This is a genomic window from Streptomyces sp. NPDC087310, assembly GCF_044744405.1.
Classification (GTDB): domain Bacteria; phylum Actinomycetota; class Actinomycetes; order Streptomycetales; family Streptomycetaceae; genus Streptomyces.
Genome location: NZ_JBIUYF010000001.1, coordinates 1,034,874 through 1,055,447 on the forward strand (window position 1 = coordinate 1,034,874; position 20,574 = coordinate 1,055,447).

The following is a 20,574-nucleotide window of genomic DNA, read 5'->3' on the forward strand; positions in this document are numbered from 1 at the left end:
GGGCCTCCGTGGTTCGCGCATACGCGACCCACAGAGGCCCTGTCAAAGATTGTCAAGAAGTATTACACATCTCCCTGACGGTCCAGTACGGCGGCGAGAGCCTGCTCGAAGTCGGACGCCTCCGAGGCGCCGCGCGTCGGGTCCTGCTGGCGTACGTCGATCACGTGCCCGGTCAGCTCCGAGAGCAGCACGTCGAGGGAGGTCTTCGCGACCGCCTCGGAGGAGAGCAGCGAGCCCTCCGGCTCCTGGCCGAACGCCTTGGTGCGCATGGGGGTGGCGGTGCGCTCCGGGTTCACGCAGTTGACCCGGATCCCCTCGCCCGCCCACTCGTCGGAGAGCGCCTGGGTCAGATTGACCATGGCGGCCTTCGTGGACGAGTAGAGGCTGTACTCGGCGCGGCCCCGGGTGTAGCTGCTGGAGGTGTAGAGCATCAACTGGCCCTTGGTCTCCACCAGGTACTTGTACGAGGCGCGCGCGATCTGCACCGGCGCCAGGTAGTTGACGTTCAGCGCCTCCTGGATCGTGGTGTTGTCCGTCTCGGCCAGCTTGCCGATGCGCAGCACACCCGCGGTGTTGATCACGTAGTCGATCCGGCCGGTCTCGCCGTAGGCGCGGGAGAGCGCGTCGTCCACGTGCTCCGGGTTCTCCACGTGCGTACCGGTGGTGGAGCGGCCCAGCGCGTAGACCTTGGCGCCGTACGACTCGGCGAGCTGGGCGATGTCGGCGCCGATGCCGTACGAACCGCCGAAGACGACCAGCGTCTTGCCGGTGAGCAGCTCGCGGTAGGACTCCTCGGAGGGCTGCTCGGGCGCGCTCGCGGAGGCGAGCTGGAAGAGCTTGTCCGCGATGAAGACGTCGACCGGCTGGGTGACCTTCATGTTGTACTCGTCGCCCGCCACGACGTAGATCGGCACGTCCGGCAGGTACTTGAGCACGACGGAACAGTCGTCGGTGGCCTGGAAGTTGGGGTCGTCCGCCGCGACCTCGTACGCCTTGCGGACGGTGGAGAGCTTGAACGCCTGCGGGGTCTGGCCGCGGCGCAGCCGGGACCGGTCGGGGACGTCCGTGATGAACTCGCCGTCGCCGCCGTGCGTACGGGTCACGATGATGGTGTCGGCGGACGGGATGGCCACGTCCACCGCCTGGTAGCGCTCCAGCGCGTCCACGCAGTCCTTGATCACGCGCTGCGAGAGCAGCGGGCGCACCGCGTCGTGGAACAGCACGTTACGGTCCTCGCCCGGCGCCAGGCCCTCGCTCAGCGCGGCGATGGCGCGCTCGGTGGTCTCGTTGCGCGTCGTGCCGCCCTCGATGACCCGGGTGACCTTGGTCAGTCCGGCCTTCGCGACGATCTTCTCCACGTCGGGCACGTAACCGGGGGCCATCAGCACGATCACGTCGTCGATCGAGTCGCTCTGCTCGAAGATCCACAGGGTGTGCTCGATGACCGCCTTCCCCGCGATCTTCAGCAACTGCTTCGGGATCGACAGGCCCACACGCTGACCGGTACCGCCCGCCAGGACGACAGCGGTGGTGCGGGGCTTCGCGGGCGGCGCGGAAGTTGCAGACACAGGACAGACCTACCTTGCGGGCTCAGAGGATGTAGCGATGGTCCCACCCGTGGCAATCGTCGTGCAAGGTGGACCACAGCCGTGCGCCACCGGCCCGCAACCCCTGATTCACCTGGGAAGACCGGTGCGTCCGCGGTGCGTGGCCGGGAGGTGTACGTGAAGGAGACCACAAAAGATTCACGTCGGAGCACGGGGGGTCACAGATGAGAGGCGTACGGAGCGGCCGCGCGGCCCGGAGGGACCGCGCGGCCACCGGTCGGCTCAGAAGGGCTTGAAGTCCTCGTACGCCTGCTGCGCCTCGTCACGCTCGGCGTCCCGGTCCCGGCGCCGCTGCGCCGCCGGACGCGGCTCCTCAAGGCGGTGGTCCTCGCCGCGACGGCCCAGCATCTCCGCGCCGGCCATCATCGTGGGCTCCCAGTCGAAGACGACCGCGTCGTCCTCCGCGCCGATGGCGACCCCGTCGCCCGCCCGCGCGCCGGCCTTCATCAGCTCGGACTCGACGCCGAGCCGGCTCAGCCGGTCCGCGAGGTAGCCCACGGCCTCGTCGTTGCTGAAGTCGGTCTGGCGGACCCAGCGTTCGGGCTTGTCGCCGCGTACCCGGTAGATGCCGTCCTCCTCCAGGATGACGGTGAAACCGGCGTCGTCGACGGCCCTCGGGCGGATGACGATGCGGGTCGCCTCCTCCTTCGGCTTCTCGGCGCGCGCCGTGGCGATGATCTCCGCGAGCGCGAAGGAGAGCTCCTTGAGCCCCAGGTGCGCCACCGCCGACACCTCGAAGACGCGGTAGCCGCGCGCTTCGAGATCGGGCCTGATCATCTCGGCGAGGTCCTTGCCGTCCGGGATGTCGGTCTTGTTGAGGACGACGACGCGCGGCCGGTCGCCGAGACCGCCGTACTGGGCCAGCTCCTCCTCGATGACATCGAGGTCGGTGACCGGGTCGCGGTCCGACTCCAGCGTCGCCGTGTCCAGGACGTGGACGAGTACGGAGCAGCGCTCGACGTGGCGCAGGAACTCCAGGCCGAGGCCGCGGCCCTGGCTGGCGCCCGGGATCAGTCCGGGGACGTCCGCGATGGTGTAGACGGTGGAACCGGCCGTGACCACACCCAGGTTGGGGACGAGCGTGGTGAACGGGTAGTCCGCGATCTTCGGCTTGGCGGCGGAGAGCACGGAGATCAGCGAGGACTTGCCGGCGCTCGGGAAGCCGACGAGGGCGACGTCCGCGACCGTCTTCAGCTCCAGGACGATGTCGCCGCTCCGGCCGGGCTCGCCGAGCAGCGCGAAGCCGGGAGCCTTGCGGCGGGCCGAGGCCAGCGCCGCGTTGCCGAGGCCGCCGCGTCCGCCGTCGGCGGCGACGAAGGTGGTGCCCTCGCCGACCAGGTCGGCCAGGACGTTGCCCCGCTTGTCGAGGATGACGGTGCCGTCGGGCACCGGCAGGACCAGGTCCTGACCGTCCTTGCCGGAGCGGTTGCCGCCCTCGCCGGGCTTGCCGTTGGTGGCCTTGCGGTGCGGCGAGTGGTGGTAGTCGAGCAGCGTCGTCACCGACTGGTCGACGACGAGGATCACATCGCCGCCCCGGCCGCCGTTGCCGCCGTCGGGGCCGCCGAGGGGCTTGAACTTCTCACGGTGTACGGAGGCGCAGCCGTGGCCTCCGTTACCCGCGGCGACATGCAGCTCGACGCGGTCCACGAAGGTGGTCATGGGGATTGCCTCCAGTACATACGGAATTGTCTTACCTGTAACGCGCGAAAGGCGGACCCGCTTCCCGTCTCCGGGAAGTGAGGTCCGCCCTCGCGAAGAATCGTTCTACAGGCGCCCTGCCTGCCCACCGGTACCGGAAGGGGTACCGGAGGGTTACTAGGCGGCGGGAACGATGTTGACGACCTTGCGGCCACGGTGGGTACCGAACTCCACCGCGCCGGGGTTCAGCGCGAACAGCGTGTCGTCGCCGCCACGGCCGACGCCGGTGCCCGGGTGGAAGTGCGTGCCACGCTGGCGGACCAGGATCTCACCGGCGCTGACGACCTGACCGCCGAAGCGCTTCACGCCGAGCCGCTGAGCATTGGAATCGCGCCCGTTCCGAGTGGACGATGCGCCCTTCTTGTGTGCCATGTCTCCTCAGTCCCTTACTTCGCAGCCGCGGGGATGCCGGTGACCTTGATCGCCGTGTACTGCTGGCGGTGGCCCTGGCGACGGCGGTAACCCGTCTTGTTCTTGTAGCGAAGGATGTCGATCTTCGCGCCCTTGTGGTGGTCCACGATCTCGGCCTGAACCTTGATGCCGTCCAGCACCCACGGGTCGCTGGTGACCGCGTCACCGTCGACCACGAGCAGCGTCTTGAGTTCGACGGTGTCGCCGACCTTGCCGGTGGAAATCTTGTCAACCTCAACGATGTCGCCGACAGCAACCTTGTGCTGGCGGCCACCGCTGCGCACGATGGCGTACACGCGGAACTCACTCTCGCTCGGAACGGAACCTCTGAAGCCAGCCGCCCGCACGGGCCGGGGCCCGTGGCAGTCCTGACAGGACGAGCGGCCTCCCCCGGAGATCCGGGAGGTGGGGTGCTCAGAGGTGGGCGCGCATAGGAACACACCGAAGGTTTAGAGTACGGGGCCGCTGTACAGGGGGTCAAACCGGCCCCAGCGCCCCACCGCCCGTGGGCGGTGGGGCGACGAGGGGATCAGTCCTCGGTGGTGGCCGTGACGCCGGAGGGCGCCGTCTGCTCGGCCGCGGCGGTCTTCTTCGACGCCTTGACCGTGGACTTGGCGGCCTTGGTCGTCTTGGCCGTCTTCGCCGGCGCCTTCTTGGCCGCCGTCGTCGTCTTCTTCGCCACGGTCTTCTTGGCCGTCGTCTTCTTGGCGGCCGTCTTCTTCGCGGGGGCCTTCTTGGCGGCCGTCTTACGGACCGCCTTCTTGGCCGGTGCGGGCGCCTCGGACGCGTCGGACGCGTCGGACGCGTCGGCGGTGGTGTCGGCGCCGGTGGTGTCGGCGGGCGCCTCGGCCTTCGCCGGCGCCTCCACGACGACGACCGCCGCCTCCTCCGTACCCGACGGCGAACCGGCGGGGGCGGTGACCTTACGGGTCGCCCTGCGGCGCGCACGCGGCGGAGCCGCCACGGGCGCCTCCTCGGCGGCGGCCGGCTCCGCGGCCACGGGCTCGGCGACGGGCTCGGGCTCCGGGGTCACGGGCACGACCACCTCGGCCGGGGCCCCCGCCTCGGCCGCCTTCGGCGAACCGGCCGGGGCCGACGCCTTACGGGTGGCACGGCGGCGCGTACGGCCCTGGGGCGCCGCGTCCGCGACGGGTGCCTCGGGGGCCGCCACGGGCGCCTCGGCGACCGGAGCCGCCTCGGGTACCGCAGGAGCCTCGGGGGCCTCCGTACGGGCCTCCGGCTCCGCCGCCCTCGGCGAACCGGCCGGGGCCGACGCCTTGCGCGACGCACGGCGGCGCGAACGGCCCCGTACCGCCGCCTCGGCCTCCGCGACGCTGCTGAACAGTTCCTCGTCCGGCACGAAGTCGGGCTCGGAGAGCGCGACCGGGGCCGCCACCTCCGCCGCGAGCTCGGCCTCCGACTCGGTCTCGTGGTCGGCGTCGGACTCCGCCGCCGTACCCGCCACCTCGTGGTCGTGGTCGTGCTCGTGGTCCGCGCCGGCGCCACCGCGACCGCGCTTCTTGGAGCGCTTGCCGTTGCCGCCGCCACCGGACGCCACCGGCTGCTCCATGTGGACGATCACACCGCGGCCGTTGCAGTGGACACAGGTCTCGGAGAAGGACTCCAGCAGACCCTGGCCGACCCGCTTACGGGTCATCTGCACCAGGCCCAGCGAGGTGACCTCGGCGACCTGGTGCTTCGTACGGTCCCGGCCCAGGCACTCCAGCAGGCGCCGCAGCACCAGGTCCCGGTTGGACTCCAGCACCATGTCGATGAAGTCGATGACGACGATGCCGCCCAGGTCGCGCAGCCGGAGCTGGCGCACGATCTCCTCGGCCGCCTCCAGGTTGTTCCTGGTGACGGTCTCCTCAAGGTTGCCGCCCTGACCGGTGAACTTCCCGGTGTTGACGTCGACCACGATCATGGCCTCGGTCTTGTCGATGACCAGCGAACCGCCGCTCGGCAGCCAGACCTTGCGGTCCAGCGCCTTCATGAGCTGCTCGTCGATGCGGTACGTCGCGAAGACGTCCACCTCGCTGGTCCAGCGCGACAGCCGGTCGGAGAGGTCCGGCGCGACATGCGCGACGTAGCCGCTGATGGTCTGCCACGCGTCGGAGCCGCTGACGATGACCTTCGAGAAGTCCTCGTTGAAGATGTCGCGGACGACCCGGACGGTCATGTCCGGCTCGCCGTAGAGCAGCGTCGGCGCGTTGCCGCTCTTCGACTTCTTCTTGATGTCCTCCCACTGACCCTGCAACCGCTCGACGTCACGGCGCAGCTCGTCCTCGCTGGCGCCCTCGGCGGCCGTACGGACGATGACGCCCGCGTCCTCGGGGACGATCTTCTTGAGGATGGTCTTCAGCCGGGCGCGCTCGGTGTCGGGGAGCTTGCGGCTGATACCGGTCATCGAGCCCTCGGGCACGTACACGAGGTAGCGGCCGGGCAGCGAGACCTGGCTGGTCAGACGGGCGCCCTTGTGGCCGATCGGGTCCTTCGTCACCTGGACGAGCACCGACTGGCCGGACTTGAGCGCGGTCTCGATCCGGCGCGGGCCGTTGGCCATGCCCAGCGCCTCGAAGTTGACCTCACCGGCGTACAGGACGGCGTTGCGCCCCTTGCCGATGTCGACGAAGGCGGCCTCCATGGACGGCAGTACGTTCTGCACCTTGCCCAGGTAGACGTTGCCGACGTAGCTGGTCGCCTGCTCCTTGTTGACGTAGTGCTCGACCAGCACGTTGTCCTCAAGCACGCCGATCTGGGTGCGCTCGCCGTGCTGGCGCACGACCATCACGCGCTCGACGGCCTCACGGCGGGCGAGGAACTCCGCCTCCGTGATGATCGGCACCCGGCGGCGGCCCTGCTCGCGTCCCTCGCGGCGGCGCTGCTTCTTGGCCTCCAGACGGGTCGAGCCCTTGATGGACTGGACCTCGTCGGCGCCGGTGCCGGGCTCGCGCTCGGTGTCCTTGGCGCGGCGTTCGCGCGGCTCGCGGACCTTGACGACCGTACGCTCCGGGTCGTCACCGCCCCCGGGGCCCTGCTCGGTGTCGGAGCCGCCGTCGGCGCTGCGACGGCGCCTGCGGCGACGGCGCCGGCTGCTGGAGGAGCCGCCCGAGGACGCCTCCTGGTCGTCGTCCTGCTCGTCGTCGGAGGCGGCGGGGGCGTCCCGGTCGTCGTCGGCCTCGTCGGTGTGCTCGGCGGAGGAGGACTCCTCCTGCCGCTCGTCCGTGGTGTCGTCGGCGTCCGCGGACTCGCCCCGGCGGCGGCGCCTGCCACCCCGGCGGCGGCGCCGGGAGGGGCGGTCGCCGTACTCGTCGGAGTCGTCGGCGCCGTCGTCGGCGGAGCGCTCCGGCTCGTCGTCGCTCTCGTCGTGCTCGTTCGCGGGCTCCACGGCGGGCGCGCGCGGCGCCTCGACCACGGCCGGCGCGGCCTCGGCCGCCGGCTCGGCGGACTCGCCGCGGCGGCGGCGCCTGCTGCGGCGGCCGGAGGGCTCGGGCGCGGCGACGGGCTCGGGCGCCACGGCGGCCGGGGCCGTCACGGTCTCCTCGTCGTCCAGCTCGTCGGTGGCGTCGCTCCGGCCGCCCGCGGCCGCGGCGGCCGCGGCGGTCTCCGGCGTCTGGAACATCGGCTCGGTGAAGACGGGCGCCTGGAAGACGGCCACGGCGGGGCGCGCGGCGGCGCGGCGGCGCGGGGCGCGCTCGGGCTCGCGCTGCACGGGCTTCTGCGTGGCGGACTTCTGCGTGGCGGACTTCTGCGCGACGGACGTCTGCTGCGCCGCGGGCTTCTCGGCGACGGGCTCCGTGACGGGCTCGGCGGCGCGGCTCACGGCCTCGGCGGCCGGCTCGGGCGCGGTGGCCGGTGCGGTGGCCCTGCGGCGCGTACGGCCCCGGGTGGCGGCCTTCTCGGCGGCCTGGACCTCCGGCTCGTCGGCGGCGATCCGGTCGACGGTGTCCTGCGGCAGGCTCTCGCCGCCGGAGGCTCCGTCGCCGTTGCCGCTCGGGGCCTGGGTGGCCTCGGCCTCCGGCGCACCGGCGGGCGCGGTGGCCCTGCGGGTGGCGCGGCGGCGGGGCCGCGCGGCGGGCGCGGGCTCCTCGGCCGGGGTCTGGGCCACAGCGGCGACAGCGGCCTCGGCGGCGGGCGCGGGGGTCTCCTCGACGGTGGCCTCGACCGGCTCCGTGGCCGTCTCGGGCGCCGTGACCTTACGGGTGGCGCGGCGACGGGCACGCGGCGGCGCGACGGGCTCCTCCACGGGAGCCTCGTCCGGCACGGCGGCCTCGGCGACCGGCTCCGGCACGGCGGCCTCGGCGACCGGCTCTACGACCGGCTCGGGCGCGGTGGTCTTACGGGTGGCACGGCGGCGCGCACGCGGCGGCGCGGCAGGCTCCTCGGCGGGAGCCTCGTCCGCCACGACAGGCGCAGCGGCCTCCGCGACCGGCTCGGGCGCCGCCGTCTTACGGGTGGCGCGACGGCGCGCACGCGGCGGCGCGGCGGACTCCTCGGCGGGAGCGTCGGACGCCACGGACCCGGCTGCCCCCGCAGCCTCGGTGGCCTGCGGAACGGTCTCGCTGACGCTCGACGCGTCCTTGACCTCGGCCGCCGCGGTGGGCGGTCCCGCCGGGCGGGACGCTGCCCGGCGCCTGCGGCGCGGCGGCAGCGTATCGCTGGGCGAGTTGTTCTCTTCGTTGGTGTCCCCGGGGGTGCCGGGTTCGGTGGACTCAAGCATGCGGGCGGTTCTCCCGTCACGCTCCCGGGCGCCACGCCTGATTCCGGTCCGGCCGCGGCCCGCGCTGTGCGCGATTGCCGCCGTCCGGGGCGCGGGCGCCGCACGGGAGCTGTTATGTCTGGGTCGCCGGTTCCGTACGCGACGTCACGTACGGCCTGGCGAAAGTCTTCTGGTCAGTACGCCGCCCGACCCAGGTGGCTCCCGAGTCCCAGGGCTGCGCTACAACGACCGCCTTACGCGGAACCTGCACCTTCCGGCGCCGCCGCGGCGGCGAGTCCGGCGGCCTTGGGTGGGGCGGGCCGGGCTGCCTCGCGGTCGGGCGCGAGCGGGTCGGTCACCGTGCCGGACTCCTCGTCGAAGAGCCCCTGCGCCAGCCTGGTCACCGCTGCGGGGACCGGCGGCGCCAGGTCGGCCACAGCTCGGAGACCGGACAGGACGTCGTCGGGTCGCACGGCAGGTGTCACGTGCCGAACAACCAGCCGCAGTATCGCACAGGGGCCGTCCCCCGGCCTATCAGGCTGTGGACGAGCCACCTCCAGGCCGGCCACGGCGGCCCGTGCGTCGAAGGTCCGCAGACCGTTCTTCGCACGGCGTTCCACCTCGACGGTGTCGGCGGCGAGGAACGCGGAGACGGCGTGTCCCGCCTCCTCGTCGGTGATGCCGTCCAGCCGCAGCTCCCATACGGAAGCGGTCAGCCGGTCGGCGAGTCCCGAGGTACGGGCCTCGACCGCGTCGATGATGTCCAGACCCGTCGGCAGCGACTCGTCGAGCAGCTCTCGCAGCTTGTCGGGGTCGCGCGCCTCCACCAGGGCGATCTCCAGGAACTCGGCCTCGCTGCCCGTGCCGGTGGGTGCGGCATTGGCGTACGACACCTTCGGGTGCGGGGTGAACCCCGCCGAGTACGCCATGGGCACCTCGGCGCGGCGCAGCGCCCGCTCGAAGGCGCGCTGGAAGTCTCGGTGGCTGGTGAACCGGAGGCGGCCGCGCTTGGTGTAGCGCAGTCGGATGCGCTGCACCGCCGGTGCGGGCGGCGGGCCTTCGGGCTGTCGCTTGCCCAGTGGTTCTTCTCCTCGGTGCGGGCGGTACGCGGTGACGCGCCGCCCTTGGACGTATCTTCGGCGGGGATCACCCCGCGTTCCGGACCGGCCCCGCACTGTGCGGGGAGATCTCGGGTGCGGGCGCCACGCCGGGGACGATCGTTGTACTACCCAGAGTACGCGCCCGGTGCTCGGACGGTTCCACAGGCCAGGACACTCCGCCTACCCCGGCCCGGGCGCCTCAACCGGCCGTGGGGATCCAGAACCGGAGCTTTCCCCCGCGCTCGTCCTCCAGTTTCCCGCCGGCCGCCTCGATCACCTTGCGCGAGGCGGTGTTGTCGGTGTCGCACGTGACGAGGACGGAGTCGATGGCCAGGCCACGCGCGATCGGCAGCGCGGCGGCCAGCATGGCCGTCGCGTGGCCCCGGCGGCGGGCGGTGGGGCGTACGGCGTAGCCGATGTGGCCGCCGAGTTCCCGCAGGAACGGGTTGAGCCGGTGGCGGATGGCGAGGCGACCGAGAAAGGTGTCGCCGTCGGCGTACCAGAGGGTGGTGCAGGGCACCCAGCCCTGGATGCGCGGGGTCTCCTCCAGCGGTTCGGCGTTGAGCCGCTCGCAGTACGCGGCGAACACCTCGGGGCGGTGCCAGGTCGCCGCGTACTCCTCCATCTCGTGGAGGAGCAGGGAGCGTTCGACGGCGCCTTCCTCGACGAACTCCGCCATCGCGTCGAGGAAGGAGGCGTGCAGGCGGATGTCGGGGGCGATGAACTGCGGCATCGGTCCATTGTGCCGCCGTCACGCGGAACCCGGCCGGGGTTTGTCGCCCCGGCCGGGCCCGTGTCGGTCGTCGCGGTGGCCGGGCCGGTCCGTCCCGGCCCGGTACGTCACCTGGCGGTGCGGCTCACTTCACCACGGTCAGCGGCAGCAGCTTCTTGCCGGTCGGGCCGATCTGGATCTGCGTGTCCATCTGAGGGCAGACCCCGCAGTCGAAGCACGGCGTCCAGCGGCAGTCCTCGACCTCGGTCTCGTCGAGCGAGTCCTGCCAGTCCTCCCAGAGCCAGTCCTTGTCGAGACCGGAGTCGAGGTGGTCCCAGGGCAGGACCTCCTCGTACGTGCGCTCCCGTGTCGTGTACCAGTCGACGTCCACGCCGAAGTCCGGCAGCGTCTTCTCGGCGCACCGCATCCAGCGGTCGTACGAGAAGTGCTCGCGCCAGCCGTCGAACCGGCCGCCGTCCTCGTACACCGCGCGGATGACCGCGCCGACGCGGCGGTCGCCGCGGGAGAGCAGGCCCTCGACGATGCCGGGCTTGCCGTCGTGGTAGCGGAAGCCGATGGAGCGACCGTACTTCTTGTCGGCGCGGATCTTGTCGCGCAGCTTCACCAGCCGGGCGTCGGTCTCCTCGGCGCTGAGCTGCGGCGCCCACTGGAACGGGGTGTGCGGCTTGGGCACGAAGCCGCCGATGGAGACGGTGCAGCGGATGTCGTTCTGTCCGGAGACCCTGCGTCCCTCGGCGATGACCTTGACGGCCATGTCGCCGATCTGGAGGACGTCCTCGTCGGTCTCGGTGGGCAGTCCGCACATGAAGTACAGCTTCACCTGGCGCCAGCCGTTGCCGTACGCGGTGGAGACCGTACGGATCAGGTCCTCCTCCGAGACCATCTTGTTGATGACCTTGCGCAGCCGCTCGGAGCCGCCCTCGGGGGCGAAGGTCAGACCCGACCTGCGGCCGTTCCTGGTCAGCTCGTTGGCCAGGTCGACGTTGAACGCGTCGACGCGGGTGGAGGGCAGGGAGAGCCCGATCTTGTCTTCCTGGTAGCGGTCAGCGAGCCCCTTGGCGACGTCCGCGATCTCGCTGTGGTCGGCGGAGGAGAGGGAGAGCAGCCCGACCTCCTCGAAGCCGGTGGCCTTCAGCCCCTTCTCGACCATGTCGCCGATGCCGGTGATGGAGCGTTCGCGCACCGGCCGGGTGATCATCCCGGCCTGGCAGAAGCGGCAGCCGCGGGTGCAGCCGCGGAAGATCTCCACGGACATCCGCTCGTGCACGGTCTCCGCGAGCGGGACCAGCGGCTGCTTGGGGTACGGCCACTCGTCGAGGTCCATGACGGTGTGCTTGGAGACCCGCCACGGGACGCCGGACCGCTTGGGTACGACGCGGCCGATCCGGCCGTCCGGCAGGTACTCGACGTCGTAGAAGCCCGGCACGTACACGCCGCCGGTCCGCGCGAGCCGGAAGAGGAGTTCCTCGCGCCCGCCGGGGCGGTCCTCGGCCTTCCAGGCGCGGATGATCTCGGTGATCTCCAGGACCGCCTGCTCGCCGTCGCCGATGACCGCGCAGTCGATGAACTCCGCGATCGGCTCGGGGTTGAAGGCCGCGTGGCCGCCCGCGAGCACGATGGGGTGGTCGACGGTACGGTCCTTCGCGGCCAGCGGGATCCCCGCCAGGTCGAGGGCGGTGAGCATGTTGGTGTAGCCCAGCTCCGTGGAGAAGCTCAGTCCGAAGACGTCGAACGCGGAGACGGGGCGGTGCGCGTCGACGGTGAACTGCGGCACCTTGTGCTCGCGCATCAGCTCTTCGAGGTCCGGCCAGACGCTGTAGGTGCGCTCGGCGAGGACACCCTCGCGCTCGTTCAGTACCTCGTAGAGGATCATGACGCCCTGGTTGGGCAGTCCGACCTCGTACGCGTCCGGGTACATCAGCGCCCAGCGGACGTCGGTGTCGTCCCACTCCTTGACGGTGGAGTTGAGTTCACCCCCGACGTACTGGATCGGCTTCTGCACATGCGGGAGCAGAGCTTCGAGCTGTGGGAAGACCGATGTGACAGGCATCACGGGAATCTTTCGTGGACCGACAGGATGAACAGACCAGCGGGATGAACAGACAGTGGCCGACCACCCAGACTAACGCGGCCGAACGGGCCCTCCGCTCGCTCATCCGTGCGAGCGCACCCCGAGCCGGGCGCGCAGCGCCGGATCCGCCGCCTCCTCCCACACCCGCGGCAGTTCGTGCTCACGCCGCTCGGCCTGCGTCTCCTCCTGCCCGTACAGCAGCCCCCAGGTGAACGCGGATTCGCCGGCCGCATGCGCCCTGACCGCGAGATCCCGCAGCACCTCGCGGGCGACGACGCTGTCCTGGTGGTCGCCGAGGACCGTCTGGACGGCCTTGATCCGCCGCGCGAACCGCTTCGCGGGCTTCCCCAGGGCGGGGACGGCCGCCTCCGCCGCGTACCTGACCCGCTTGGCCGCCTTACGGGCCTCGTGCAGCGCCAGATCGCGTCCCGGGCCCGGCGGCATGGCGAGCGCGCCGTCGATCCGGTCCGCGAGGAGGTGGTACGCCCCCTCGATCCGCGCGGGCAGCACCTTCTCCGGCGCCTTCGCCGCGGCCGGCCGCAGGGGCGGGGCCGCGAGCAGCGCGTCGAGCGTGGCCAGCAGGGTCAGATGGCGCTCGCTGTCGAGTACGGCGACCGTCCTGGCCCGGGAGCCGGTCCGGCCGCCGGCGCTCCAGATCCGCAGCCGCGCGCGGACCGGCCCCAGCAGCAGGGTGCCGGGGACGGCGCCGACGCGGGCGGCCAGCCGCTCGCTCAGGACCTCGTGGTCGCGGTCGACGCCCAGCTCGGCGGCGAGCCACTTCAGCTCCTCGCCGACGGGGTCGGTGACCGTCCGGTCCAGGACCTTGCGGTGGGTACGGAACGTGGAGCGCAGCCGCCGGGTGGCGACACGGAGCTGGTGGACGGAGTCCGGCAGGTCCCGGCGTACGGCGGGGTCCTGGGTGACGATCGTGGCGACCTGGGCGCGCAGATAGGCCAGGACATGGTCCCCGGCGGTGACGGGCGCGGACGGCGACGCTCCCCCGGCCCGGCCGCCTGCCGATGTGCCGCCCGCCGGCCTGTCTCCCGTCGCCCGGCCGCCCGCCCCGAGTGCCCGGGCGAGCTTCGAGGCCGAGGCGGCCGGGCGCAGGCCCGCCTTGCGGAGCTTCTTCTCCACGGCGTCCAGGACCGCCGGGTCCGCGCCGTCCGCGAGCTCCACCTCGACCTCGGTCCACGCGGTGTCGGCGCGCTTGCGCCCGGTCCCGGGCAGGCGCCGCGCCCGTACGGTGTCGACGGCGACCTCGGCGAGCGGCGCGCCACGCGCGTCGAGCAGCAGGCTCACCTCACGCGAGGTCCGCAGCCGTACGACGGGGATCAGCTCGGCGTCGCGGACACGGGAGCGGACCAGTCCGGCCAGCTCGGGCGGGAGGGTGTCGGAGAGCGGCGCCCTGATCTCGTCGCGGATGCCGGTGGCGACGGGGAACTTCAGGTGCCAGCCCGCGTCCTCGCCGCCCGTCCTGCGGCGCAGGGTGAGCGTGTCGGCGTGCAGCCGCAGGGCGGGGGTGTCGTAGTAGACGGCGTCCAGCTCCTGGACGCCCCGCGCCCGGACGGCGGCGACGTTCCCGACCCCGGTGAGGTCCGGCAGTCCGGGCGTCTCGTCGGTGTCCGGGCGCTCGGGGAGTTCGTACTTCCGTTCGATCTCACGCTTGCTGTCCGCCATGTACCGAATTTAGCCGTAAGGGGTGCCTCGCGGCACCCCTACGACCTGGCCGATCCGCGCGGGTCAGGCCGTTATCGGCCGCTGGACCCGGATCGACTGGAGCAGCCCTACCGCTATCCAGACGGCGAACATGGAGGTTCCCCCGTACGACACGAAGGGCAGCGGCAGCCCGGCCACCGGCATGATGCCGAGCGTCATCCCGATGTTCTCGAACGACTGGAACGCGAACCAGGCGATGATCCCGGCGGCCACGATCGTGCCGTACAGCTCGGTCGTCTCGCGGGCGATCCGGCAGGCGCGCCAGAGGATCACCCCGAGCAGGACGAGGATCAGCCCGGCGCCGAGGAAGCCCAGCTCCTCACCGGCGACCGTGAAGACGAAGTCGGTCTGCTGCTCGGGCACGAACTGGCCGGTGGTCTGCGAGCCGTGGAAGAGCCCGGTGCCGGTCAGTCCGCCGGAGCCGATGGCGATGCGCGCCTGGTTGGTGTTGTAGCCGACGCCCGCCGGGTCGAGCTCCGGGTTGGCGAAGGCGGCGAAGCGGTTGATCTGGTACTCGTCCAGCACCCCGAGCGCGGCGACCGCGACGGCGCCGGCCACGCCCGCGCCGACCAGGCCGAGGATCCAGCGGTTGGAGGCGCCGGAGGCGAGCAGCACGCCGAGCACGATGACCGCCATGACCATCACCGAGCCGAGGTCCGGCATCATCATGACGATGACCATCGGCAGCACCGCGAGGCCGAGGGACTTCGCGACGGTGCGGTGGTCGGGATGGAGCTGGTCCCCCGCGTCCACCCGTGCCGCGAGCATCATCGCCATGCCCAGGATGATCGTGATCTTCACGAACTCGGAGGGCTGGAGGGTGAAGCCGCCGCCGATCACGATCCAGGAGTGGGCGCCGTTGATGGTCGCGCCCAGCGGGGTGAGGACCAGCACGACCAGCAGGACGGAGAACCCGTACAGCACGGGGACCGCGCCGCGCAGGGTGCGGTGCCCGAGCCAGATCGTGCCGATCATCAGGGCGAACCCGATGCCGGTGTTGAGGAGGTGACGGAAGAGGAAGTAGTAGGGGTCGCCCTGGTTGAGGTGGGTGCGGTTGCGGGTCGCCGACCAGACGAGCAGGGAGCCGAGGACCGACAGGGCGAGCGCGGAGAAGAGCAGCGGCCAGTCGAGCCGGCGCACCATCGAGTCACGGGCCGAGAGTCTGGCCCAGGTCCCGCGCTCCGGACCGTAGCCGGAGACGGAGAAGCCGCTTGTACCGGCCATGGCTCAGTCCCTCCGGCCCGGTGCGGCGGGCGGACCCGCCAGTACCTGCTCATCGGCCGGCGGTTCCTCCTCCGGCTCGTACGGCCTGACCTTCGGCGCGTCGATCGAGCCGTCCGGCTGGATCGTGGGCAGCGCGGTGCGCGGGGTGGGCATGAGCGCCTTCTTGAGGTTCTGGTCGCCCTTCGCGTTCAGCCCGTACATCGCCTCGTATATCTTGCGGACGGCCGGTCCGGAGGCCCCGGAGCCCGTACCACCCTGGGAGATCGTCATCACGATCGTGTAGTCCTTGGTGTACGAGGCGAACCACGAGGTCGTCTGCTTGCCGTAGACCTCGGCCGTACCCGTCTTGGCGTGCATCGGGATCTTGTCCTGCGGCCAGCCGCCGAACCGCCAGGCGGCGGAGCCGCGGGTGGCGACACCGGCGAGGGCCTCGTCGATCTCGTCGCGCGTCTGCTTGTTCATCGGCAGCTTGCCGTGCGACTTCGGCGCGATCTCCTCGACGTGCTTGCCGTCGGGGCTGATGACCGCCTTGCCGACGGTGGGGTTGTAGAGGGTGCCGCCGTTGGAGATGGCCGAGTAGATCGTGGCCATCTGGATCGGGGTGACGAGGGTGTCGCCCTGGCCGATCGAGTAGTTGACGGAGTCACCGGCGCGCATCAGGTTGCCTTCGAGGCAGCCTTCGTAGGCGAGCTGCTGGACGTAGGTGCCGCCCTTCTTGCCCTGCTTGCACCAGCCGGCCTTGTTGGCCTCCCAGAACTTCTGCTTCCACTGGCGGTCCGGGACGCGTCCGGTGACCTCGTTGGGGAGGTCGATGCCGGTCTCCTTGCCGAGGCCGAACTGGTGGGCGGTCTTGTAGAACCAGTCGTTGGCGCTCTTCTTCGGCTTGGTGCCGCCGTCCTTCTGCCACTCCTTGTGGGCGAGACCGTAGTACACGGTGTCGCAGGAGACCTCCAGCGCCTTGCCGATGGTGATCGAGCCGTACCCCTTGGACTCGAAGTTCTTGAACACCTGGCTGCCGACGTTGTACGAGCTGGGGCAGGGGTAGTTGCCGTCGAAGGGGTAGCCCGCGTTGACGGCGGCCGTCGACGAGATGACCTTGAAGATCGAGCCGGGGGCCGCCTGGCCCTGGATGGCGCGGTTCAGCAGCGGGAAGTTGGACTTCTTGCCGGTGAGCTTCGCGTAGTCCTTCGCGGAGATGCCGCCGACCCAGGAGTTGGGGTCGTACGTCGGCTGGGAGGCCATCGCGACGACGCGGCCGGTCTTCGCCTCCATGACGACGACGGCGCCGGAGTCCGCCTTGTAGTTCTCGTTGGTGTTGCGGTCCATCTCCTTGCGGGCGGCCTTCATCGCCTCGTTCAGCTCGTACTCGGCGACGGCCTGGACCCGGGCGTCTATCGAGGTGACGACATTGGCGCCGGGCTCGGCCTGGTCGCTCTGGGCCTGGCCGATGACCCGGCCGAGGTTGTCGACCTCGTACCGGGTGACGCCGGCCTTGCCGCGGAGCTGCTTGTCGTACGTGCGCTCCAGCCCTGAGCGGCCGACCTGGTCGGAGCGGAGGTACGGCGAGTCGGTGTCCTGCGCCTTGGTGATCTCTTCGTCGGTGACGGGCGAGAGGTAGCCGAGGACCTGGGCGGTGTTGGCGAGCCCCGGCGCGGCGTAGCGGCGTACGGCGGTGGGTTCCGCGGTGATGCCAGGGAAGTCCTCGGCGCGCTCGCGGATCTGGAGGGCCTGCTGGGTGGTGGCCTCGTCGGTGACGGGGATCGGCTGGTAGGGCGAACCGTTCCAGCAGGGCTGGGGGGTCTTCGCGTCGCAGAGCCGGACCTTGGAGATGACGTCCTGCGGCTTCATGCCGAGGACGTCGGCGAGGTTGGTCAGGACGGCCTTGCCGTTGTCGTCCATCTTCATCAGCTCGGTGCGGCTGGCGGAGACGACGAGACGGGTCTCGTTGTCGGCGAGCGGGACCCCGCGCGTGTCGAGGATCGAGCCGCGGACGGCGGGCTGGATGACCTGCTGGACGTGGTTGTTCTTGGCCTCGTCCGTGTACTCCTGGCCGTTGCGGACCTGGAGGTACCAGAGCCGGCCGCCGAGGGTGAGGAGGAGGGAGAAGACGAGGACCTGGATGACGACGAGCCGGATCTGGACCCGGGGTGTCCGTCCGGTCTCCGGGATGTTGCTCACTGCGACCCCCCACGGGCGCTACGGACGGTACGGGTGTCACGGGCGGTACGAGTGGTACGGGCGGTACCAGTGGTACGGGCGGGCGGTGCGGTCACCGGGGACGGGTTCGCGGCGGACGGTGCGGTCACAGGCGCTTGACCCCCTTGATCCGTCCGGCCCGCGCCGCGCGATTACGGGCCGCTCTGACCCGCAGTCCGCCGCGCTGGCCGCCGATCCGCAGCCCCGTACCGGAGCCGGCCCAGCCGGAGGCCATGTCGCCCGCGGAGCTGTCCCGGGACTCGGCGAGGGGGTCGTTGTCGGCGCGTCTGGCCAGGGCCATGACGAGCGGGACGACGAACGGGGCGAGCAGCAGGTCGTAGACCGCCGCGGTGAGGATCAGCCCGCCGAGGCCGACATGGCGGGCGGCGGTGTCGCCGACGAGGGCGCCGACGCCCGCGTACAGCAGGGTCGAGCAGATCGCCGCGGCGACGACCGCGGTCATCGGGGCGAGTGCCGAGCGGAGCTGGCCCTTCTCGGGCCGTACCAGCCCGGCCACGTAACCGATGACGCAGAGGACCAGGGCGTACCGTCCGGCGGCGTGGTCGGCGGGCGGCGCGAGGTCGGAGAGCAGCCCGGCGCCGAAGCCGATGAGGGCGCCGCCGACATGCCCGTACACGAAGGCCAGGGCGAGGACGACGAGGAGCATCAGGTCGGGTACGGCGCCGGGGAGCTGGAGCCGGGCGAGGACGGACACCTGGACGACGAGGGCGACCACGACCAGGGTGGTGGAGAGCAGAATCCGGTTGAAGCGCATGGGGTTCAGCCCTACTCCTGGTCGTCTGCCGCTTGGCCATTGCCGTTGCCCGCGTCGCCGGGATCGGCGTTCGCGGCGGCGTCGGGGTCGGCGTTCGGGTTCGCGTTCGGGTCCGTGCCGGTGACGGGGGCGGTGTTCCCGTTGACGTCGAGGTTGCCCTCGGCGTCGGCGTTCAGGTCGGCGTTGGCGTCCGGCGACGGGGTGACCGTCACGGTGACGGTGGGCGTCGGGACGGGCTTGGCCTTGGGCGGCAGCACCGTGTCCCTCGGGTCCTCGCGGGGCGCCTCGACGACGACCCCGACGATGTCCAGCTTGGTGAAGCCGACGAACGGCCGCACCGAGAGCGTACGGGTGAGGTCGCCGCCGGACGGGTCCACGCGGACGACCTCGCCGACCGGCACGCCGGGCACGAACGGCTTGTCCTTGCTCGACCCGAAGGTGACCAGCCGGTCGCCGTTGCGGATCTTCGCCTTGCCGTTGAGGAGCTGTACGGAGAGCGGCCGGTCGCCCTGGCCGGTGGCGAAGCCGAGTTCGTCGGAACCCTCCATCCGGGTGCCGACGGTGAAGCCGGGGTCGTTGGCGAGCAGCACGGTCGCGGTGTTCGGGCCGACGGTGGTGACCCGGCCGACCAGTCCGTCCCCGTTGAGTACGGTCATGTCGCGTGCGATGCCGTCGTCGCGGCCCATGTCGATGGTGACCGTCCAGGAGAAGCCCTGGGCCGCTCCTATGGCGATGACCTGGGCGCCCTTGATGCCGTACTGGCCGGCGCCGGCCCGCTGGAGCATCTTGTCCAGCTCGCGGACCTGGCTGCGGTTGCGGGCGTCGCTGCCGAGGCGCTGCTTGAGTTCGGCGTTCTCCCGCTCCAGGGCGGCGATGCGGGTGTGCCGCGAGCCGGAGTCCCGTACGGCCCCTATGGCGTTGCCGACCGGGTTCACCGCCGCCGCGACACCGTTCTCCACCGGGCCGAAGACCGTGGCGGCGGCCTGGCGCGCGCCGTCCACGGGGGAATCCTCACCGCCGCGGATGTCCACCGTGATCAGTGCGAACGCGATGGCGATCAGCAGCACCAAGAGCAGACGGCTCTCTCGTGTGTCCCTCACGTGCGGCGGCCGTGCCTTCCTCGTAGGAATGGGTGGTGCCTGTAATTCAACGATCCGCCGGACGGGAAGTCAGGCACCCGTTCGGCGGATCTTTGATGGTTCCGTCACCGACGAGGCTGTGCGTCCAGCACCTGCTGGAGTGCTTCGAACTCCTCGACGCACTTGCCGGATCCCAGCGCGACGGAGTCCAGCGGATCCTCCGCGATATGGATCGGCATGCCGGTCTCCCGGCGCAGCCGCTCGTCGAGACCGCGCAGCAGGGCGCCGCCGCCGGTGAGCACGATCCCGCGGTCCATCACGTCGCCGGACAGCTCGGGCGGGCACTTGTCGAGCGTCGTCTTCACGGCGTCGACGATCGCGTTGACCGGCTCCTCGATGGCCTTGCGGACCTCGGCGGCGGAGATGACGACGGTCTTCGGCAGGCCGGAGACCAGGTCACGGCCGCGGATCTCGGTGTGCTCGTCCTTGTCGAGGTCGTACGCGGAACCGATGGTGATCTTGATGCTTTCCGCGGTCCGCTCACCGAGGAGGAGCGAGTACTCCTTCTTGATGTGCTGGATGATCGCGTTGTCCAGCTCGTCGCCGGCCACGCGGATGGACTGTGCCGTCACGATGCCGCCGAGCGAGATGACGGCGACCTCGGTGGTGCCGCCACCGATGTCGACGACCATGTTGCCGGTGGCCTCGTGGACGGGGAGTCCCGAGCCGATGGCCGCGGCCATCGGCTCCTCGATGATGTGCACCTGGCGCGCGCCGGCCTGGGTGGACGCCTCGATCACGGCGCGGCGCTCGACCCCGGTGATGCCGGAGGGCACACAGACGACGACGCGCGGACGGGCGAGGTAGCGGCGCTTGTGGATCTTGAGGATGAAGTAGCGCAGCATGCGCTCGGTGATCTCGAAGTCGGCGATCACGCCGTCCTTCAGCGGCCGGACGGCAACGATGTTGCCCGGTGTCCGGCCGATCATTTTCTTGGCTTCTGAGCCGACCGCGAGAATGCCGCCTGTGTTGGTGTTGATGGCGACCACGGACGGCTCGTTGAGTACGATCCCGCGGCCCCTGACGTACACCAGCGTGTTGGCGGTCCCGAGGTCGACAGCCATGTCACGGCCGATGAACGACATGTGGTTCCCCATGAGGATGCGTCTGGCCTTCCCAAGCGTTGACGGCTTATCAGGATGGCGAGGTGGGTGCTGTGGCGTGGAGGCTTCCATCGTAGTGCCGTCGGAGCGACGGCGGCTCGC

14 protein-coding genes are annotated in these 20,574 nt (G+C 71.2%); all 14 read right to left on the reverse strand.

Annotation, left to right across the window (positions count from 1 at the left end; all coding sequences use genetic code 11):
* Positions 1-62 precede the first annotated feature (62 nt).
* The 14 genes from ACIO3P_RS04180 to ACIO3P_RS04245 all read right to left on the reverse strand — a co-directional run bounded on the left by ACIO3P_RS04180 (position 63) and on the right by ACIO3P_RS04245 (position 20,454).
* Complete coding sequence (locus ACIO3P_RS04180; RefSeq protein WP_329827120.1) at positions 63-1,568, reverse strand: bifunctional cytidylyltransferase/SDR family oxidoreductase; 1,506 nt, start codon at positions 1,566-1,568, stop codon at positions 63-65.
* Between the two features lie 261 nt (positions 1,569-1,829).
* Positions 1,830-3,266, reverse strand: coding sequence for a GTPase ObgE (obgE, locus tag ACIO3P_RS04185; protein ID WP_329827118.1), 1,437 nt, complete (start codon positions 3,264-3,266; stop codon positions 1,830-1,832).
* Positions 3,267-3,422: 156 nt separating this feature from the next.
* Positions 3,423-3,677: a 50S ribosomal protein L27 gene (rpmA, locus tag ACIO3P_RS04190; protein ID WP_329827117.1), complete on the reverse strand. Its 255-nt coding sequence runs from the start codon at positions 3,675-3,677 to the stop codon at positions 3,423-3,425.
* A gap of 14 nt (positions 3,678-3,691) precedes the next feature.
* The gene (gene rplU / locus ACIO3P_RS04195; protein WP_329827115.1) at positions 3,692-4,012 is read right to left on the reverse strand and encodes a 50S ribosomal protein L21; all 321 of its coding nucleotides are present in this window, start codon (positions 4,010-4,012) and stop codon (positions 3,692-3,694) included.
* Between the two features lie 233 nt (positions 4,013-4,245).
* Positions 4,246-8,436 carry a ribonuclease E/G gene (locus ACIO3P_RS04200; RefSeq protein ID WP_401850734.1) on the reverse strand — a complete coding sequence of 1,397 codons (4,191 nt, stop codon included), beginning with the start codon at positions 8,434-8,436 and terminating at the stop codon, positions 4,246-4,248.
* 233 nt (positions 8,437-8,669) lie between these two features.
* Positions 8,670-9,452 carry a TIGR03936 family radical SAM-associated protein gene (locus ACIO3P_RS04205; RefSeq protein WP_329827113.1) on the reverse strand — a complete coding sequence of 261 codons (783 nt, stop codon included), beginning with the start codon at positions 9,450-9,452 and terminating at the stop codon, positions 8,670-8,672.
* 262 nt (positions 9,453-9,714) lie between these two features.
* A complete protein-coding gene (locus ACIO3P_RS04210) occupies positions 9,715-10,248 on the reverse strand; it encodes a GNAT family N-acetyltransferase (protein WP_329827112.1) in 534 nt (177 codons plus the stop codon).
* Between the two features lie 124 nt (positions 10,249-10,372).
* Positions 10,373-12,298 (reverse strand): TIGR03960 family B12-binding radical SAM protein, encoded by a 1,926-nt coding sequence (locus tag ACIO3P_RS04215; protein ID WP_329827111.1) that lies wholly within the window; start codon positions 12,296-12,298, stop codon positions 10,373-10,375.
* Between the two features lie 102 nt (positions 12,299-12,400).
* The gene (locus ACIO3P_RS04220; protein WP_401850737.1) at positions 12,401-13,996 is read right to left on the reverse strand and encodes a CHAD domain-containing protein; all 1,596 of its coding nucleotides are present in this window, start codon (positions 13,994-13,996) and stop codon (positions 12,401-12,403) included.
* 63 nt (positions 13,997-14,059) lie between these two features.
* A complete protein-coding gene (gene rodA, locus ACIO3P_RS04225; RefSeq protein ID WP_329827109.1) occupies positions 14,060-15,259 on the reverse strand; it encodes a rod shape-determining protein RodA in 1,200 nt (399 codons plus the stop codon).
* 3 nt (positions 15,260-15,262) lie between these two features.
* A complete protein-coding gene (mrdA, locus tag ACIO3P_RS04230; protein WP_329827108.1) occupies positions 15,263-17,437 on the reverse strand; it encodes a penicillin-binding protein 2 in 2,175 nt (724 codons plus the stop codon).
* A 124-nt stretch (positions 17,438-17,561) separates the two neighbouring features.
* Positions 17,562-18,230, reverse strand: coding sequence for a rod shape-determining protein MreD (gene mreD / locus ACIO3P_RS04235; RefSeq protein WP_329827107.1), 669 nt, complete (start codon positions 18,228-18,230; stop codon positions 17,562-17,564).
* Between the two features lie 11 nt (positions 18,231-18,241).
* Positions 18,242-19,330, reverse strand: coding sequence for a rod shape-determining protein MreC (gene mreC, locus ACIO3P_RS04240; protein ID WP_329827105.1), 1,089 nt, complete (start codon positions 19,328-19,330; stop codon positions 18,242-18,244).
* A gap of 104 nt (positions 19,331-19,434) precedes the next feature.
* On the reverse strand, positions 19,435-20,454 hold the full coding sequence (locus ACIO3P_RS04245) for a rod shape-determining protein (protein ID WP_329827104.1): 1,020 nt from the start codon (positions 20,452-20,454) through the stop codon (positions 19,435-19,437).
* Positions 20,455-20,574 lie beyond the last annotated feature (120 nt).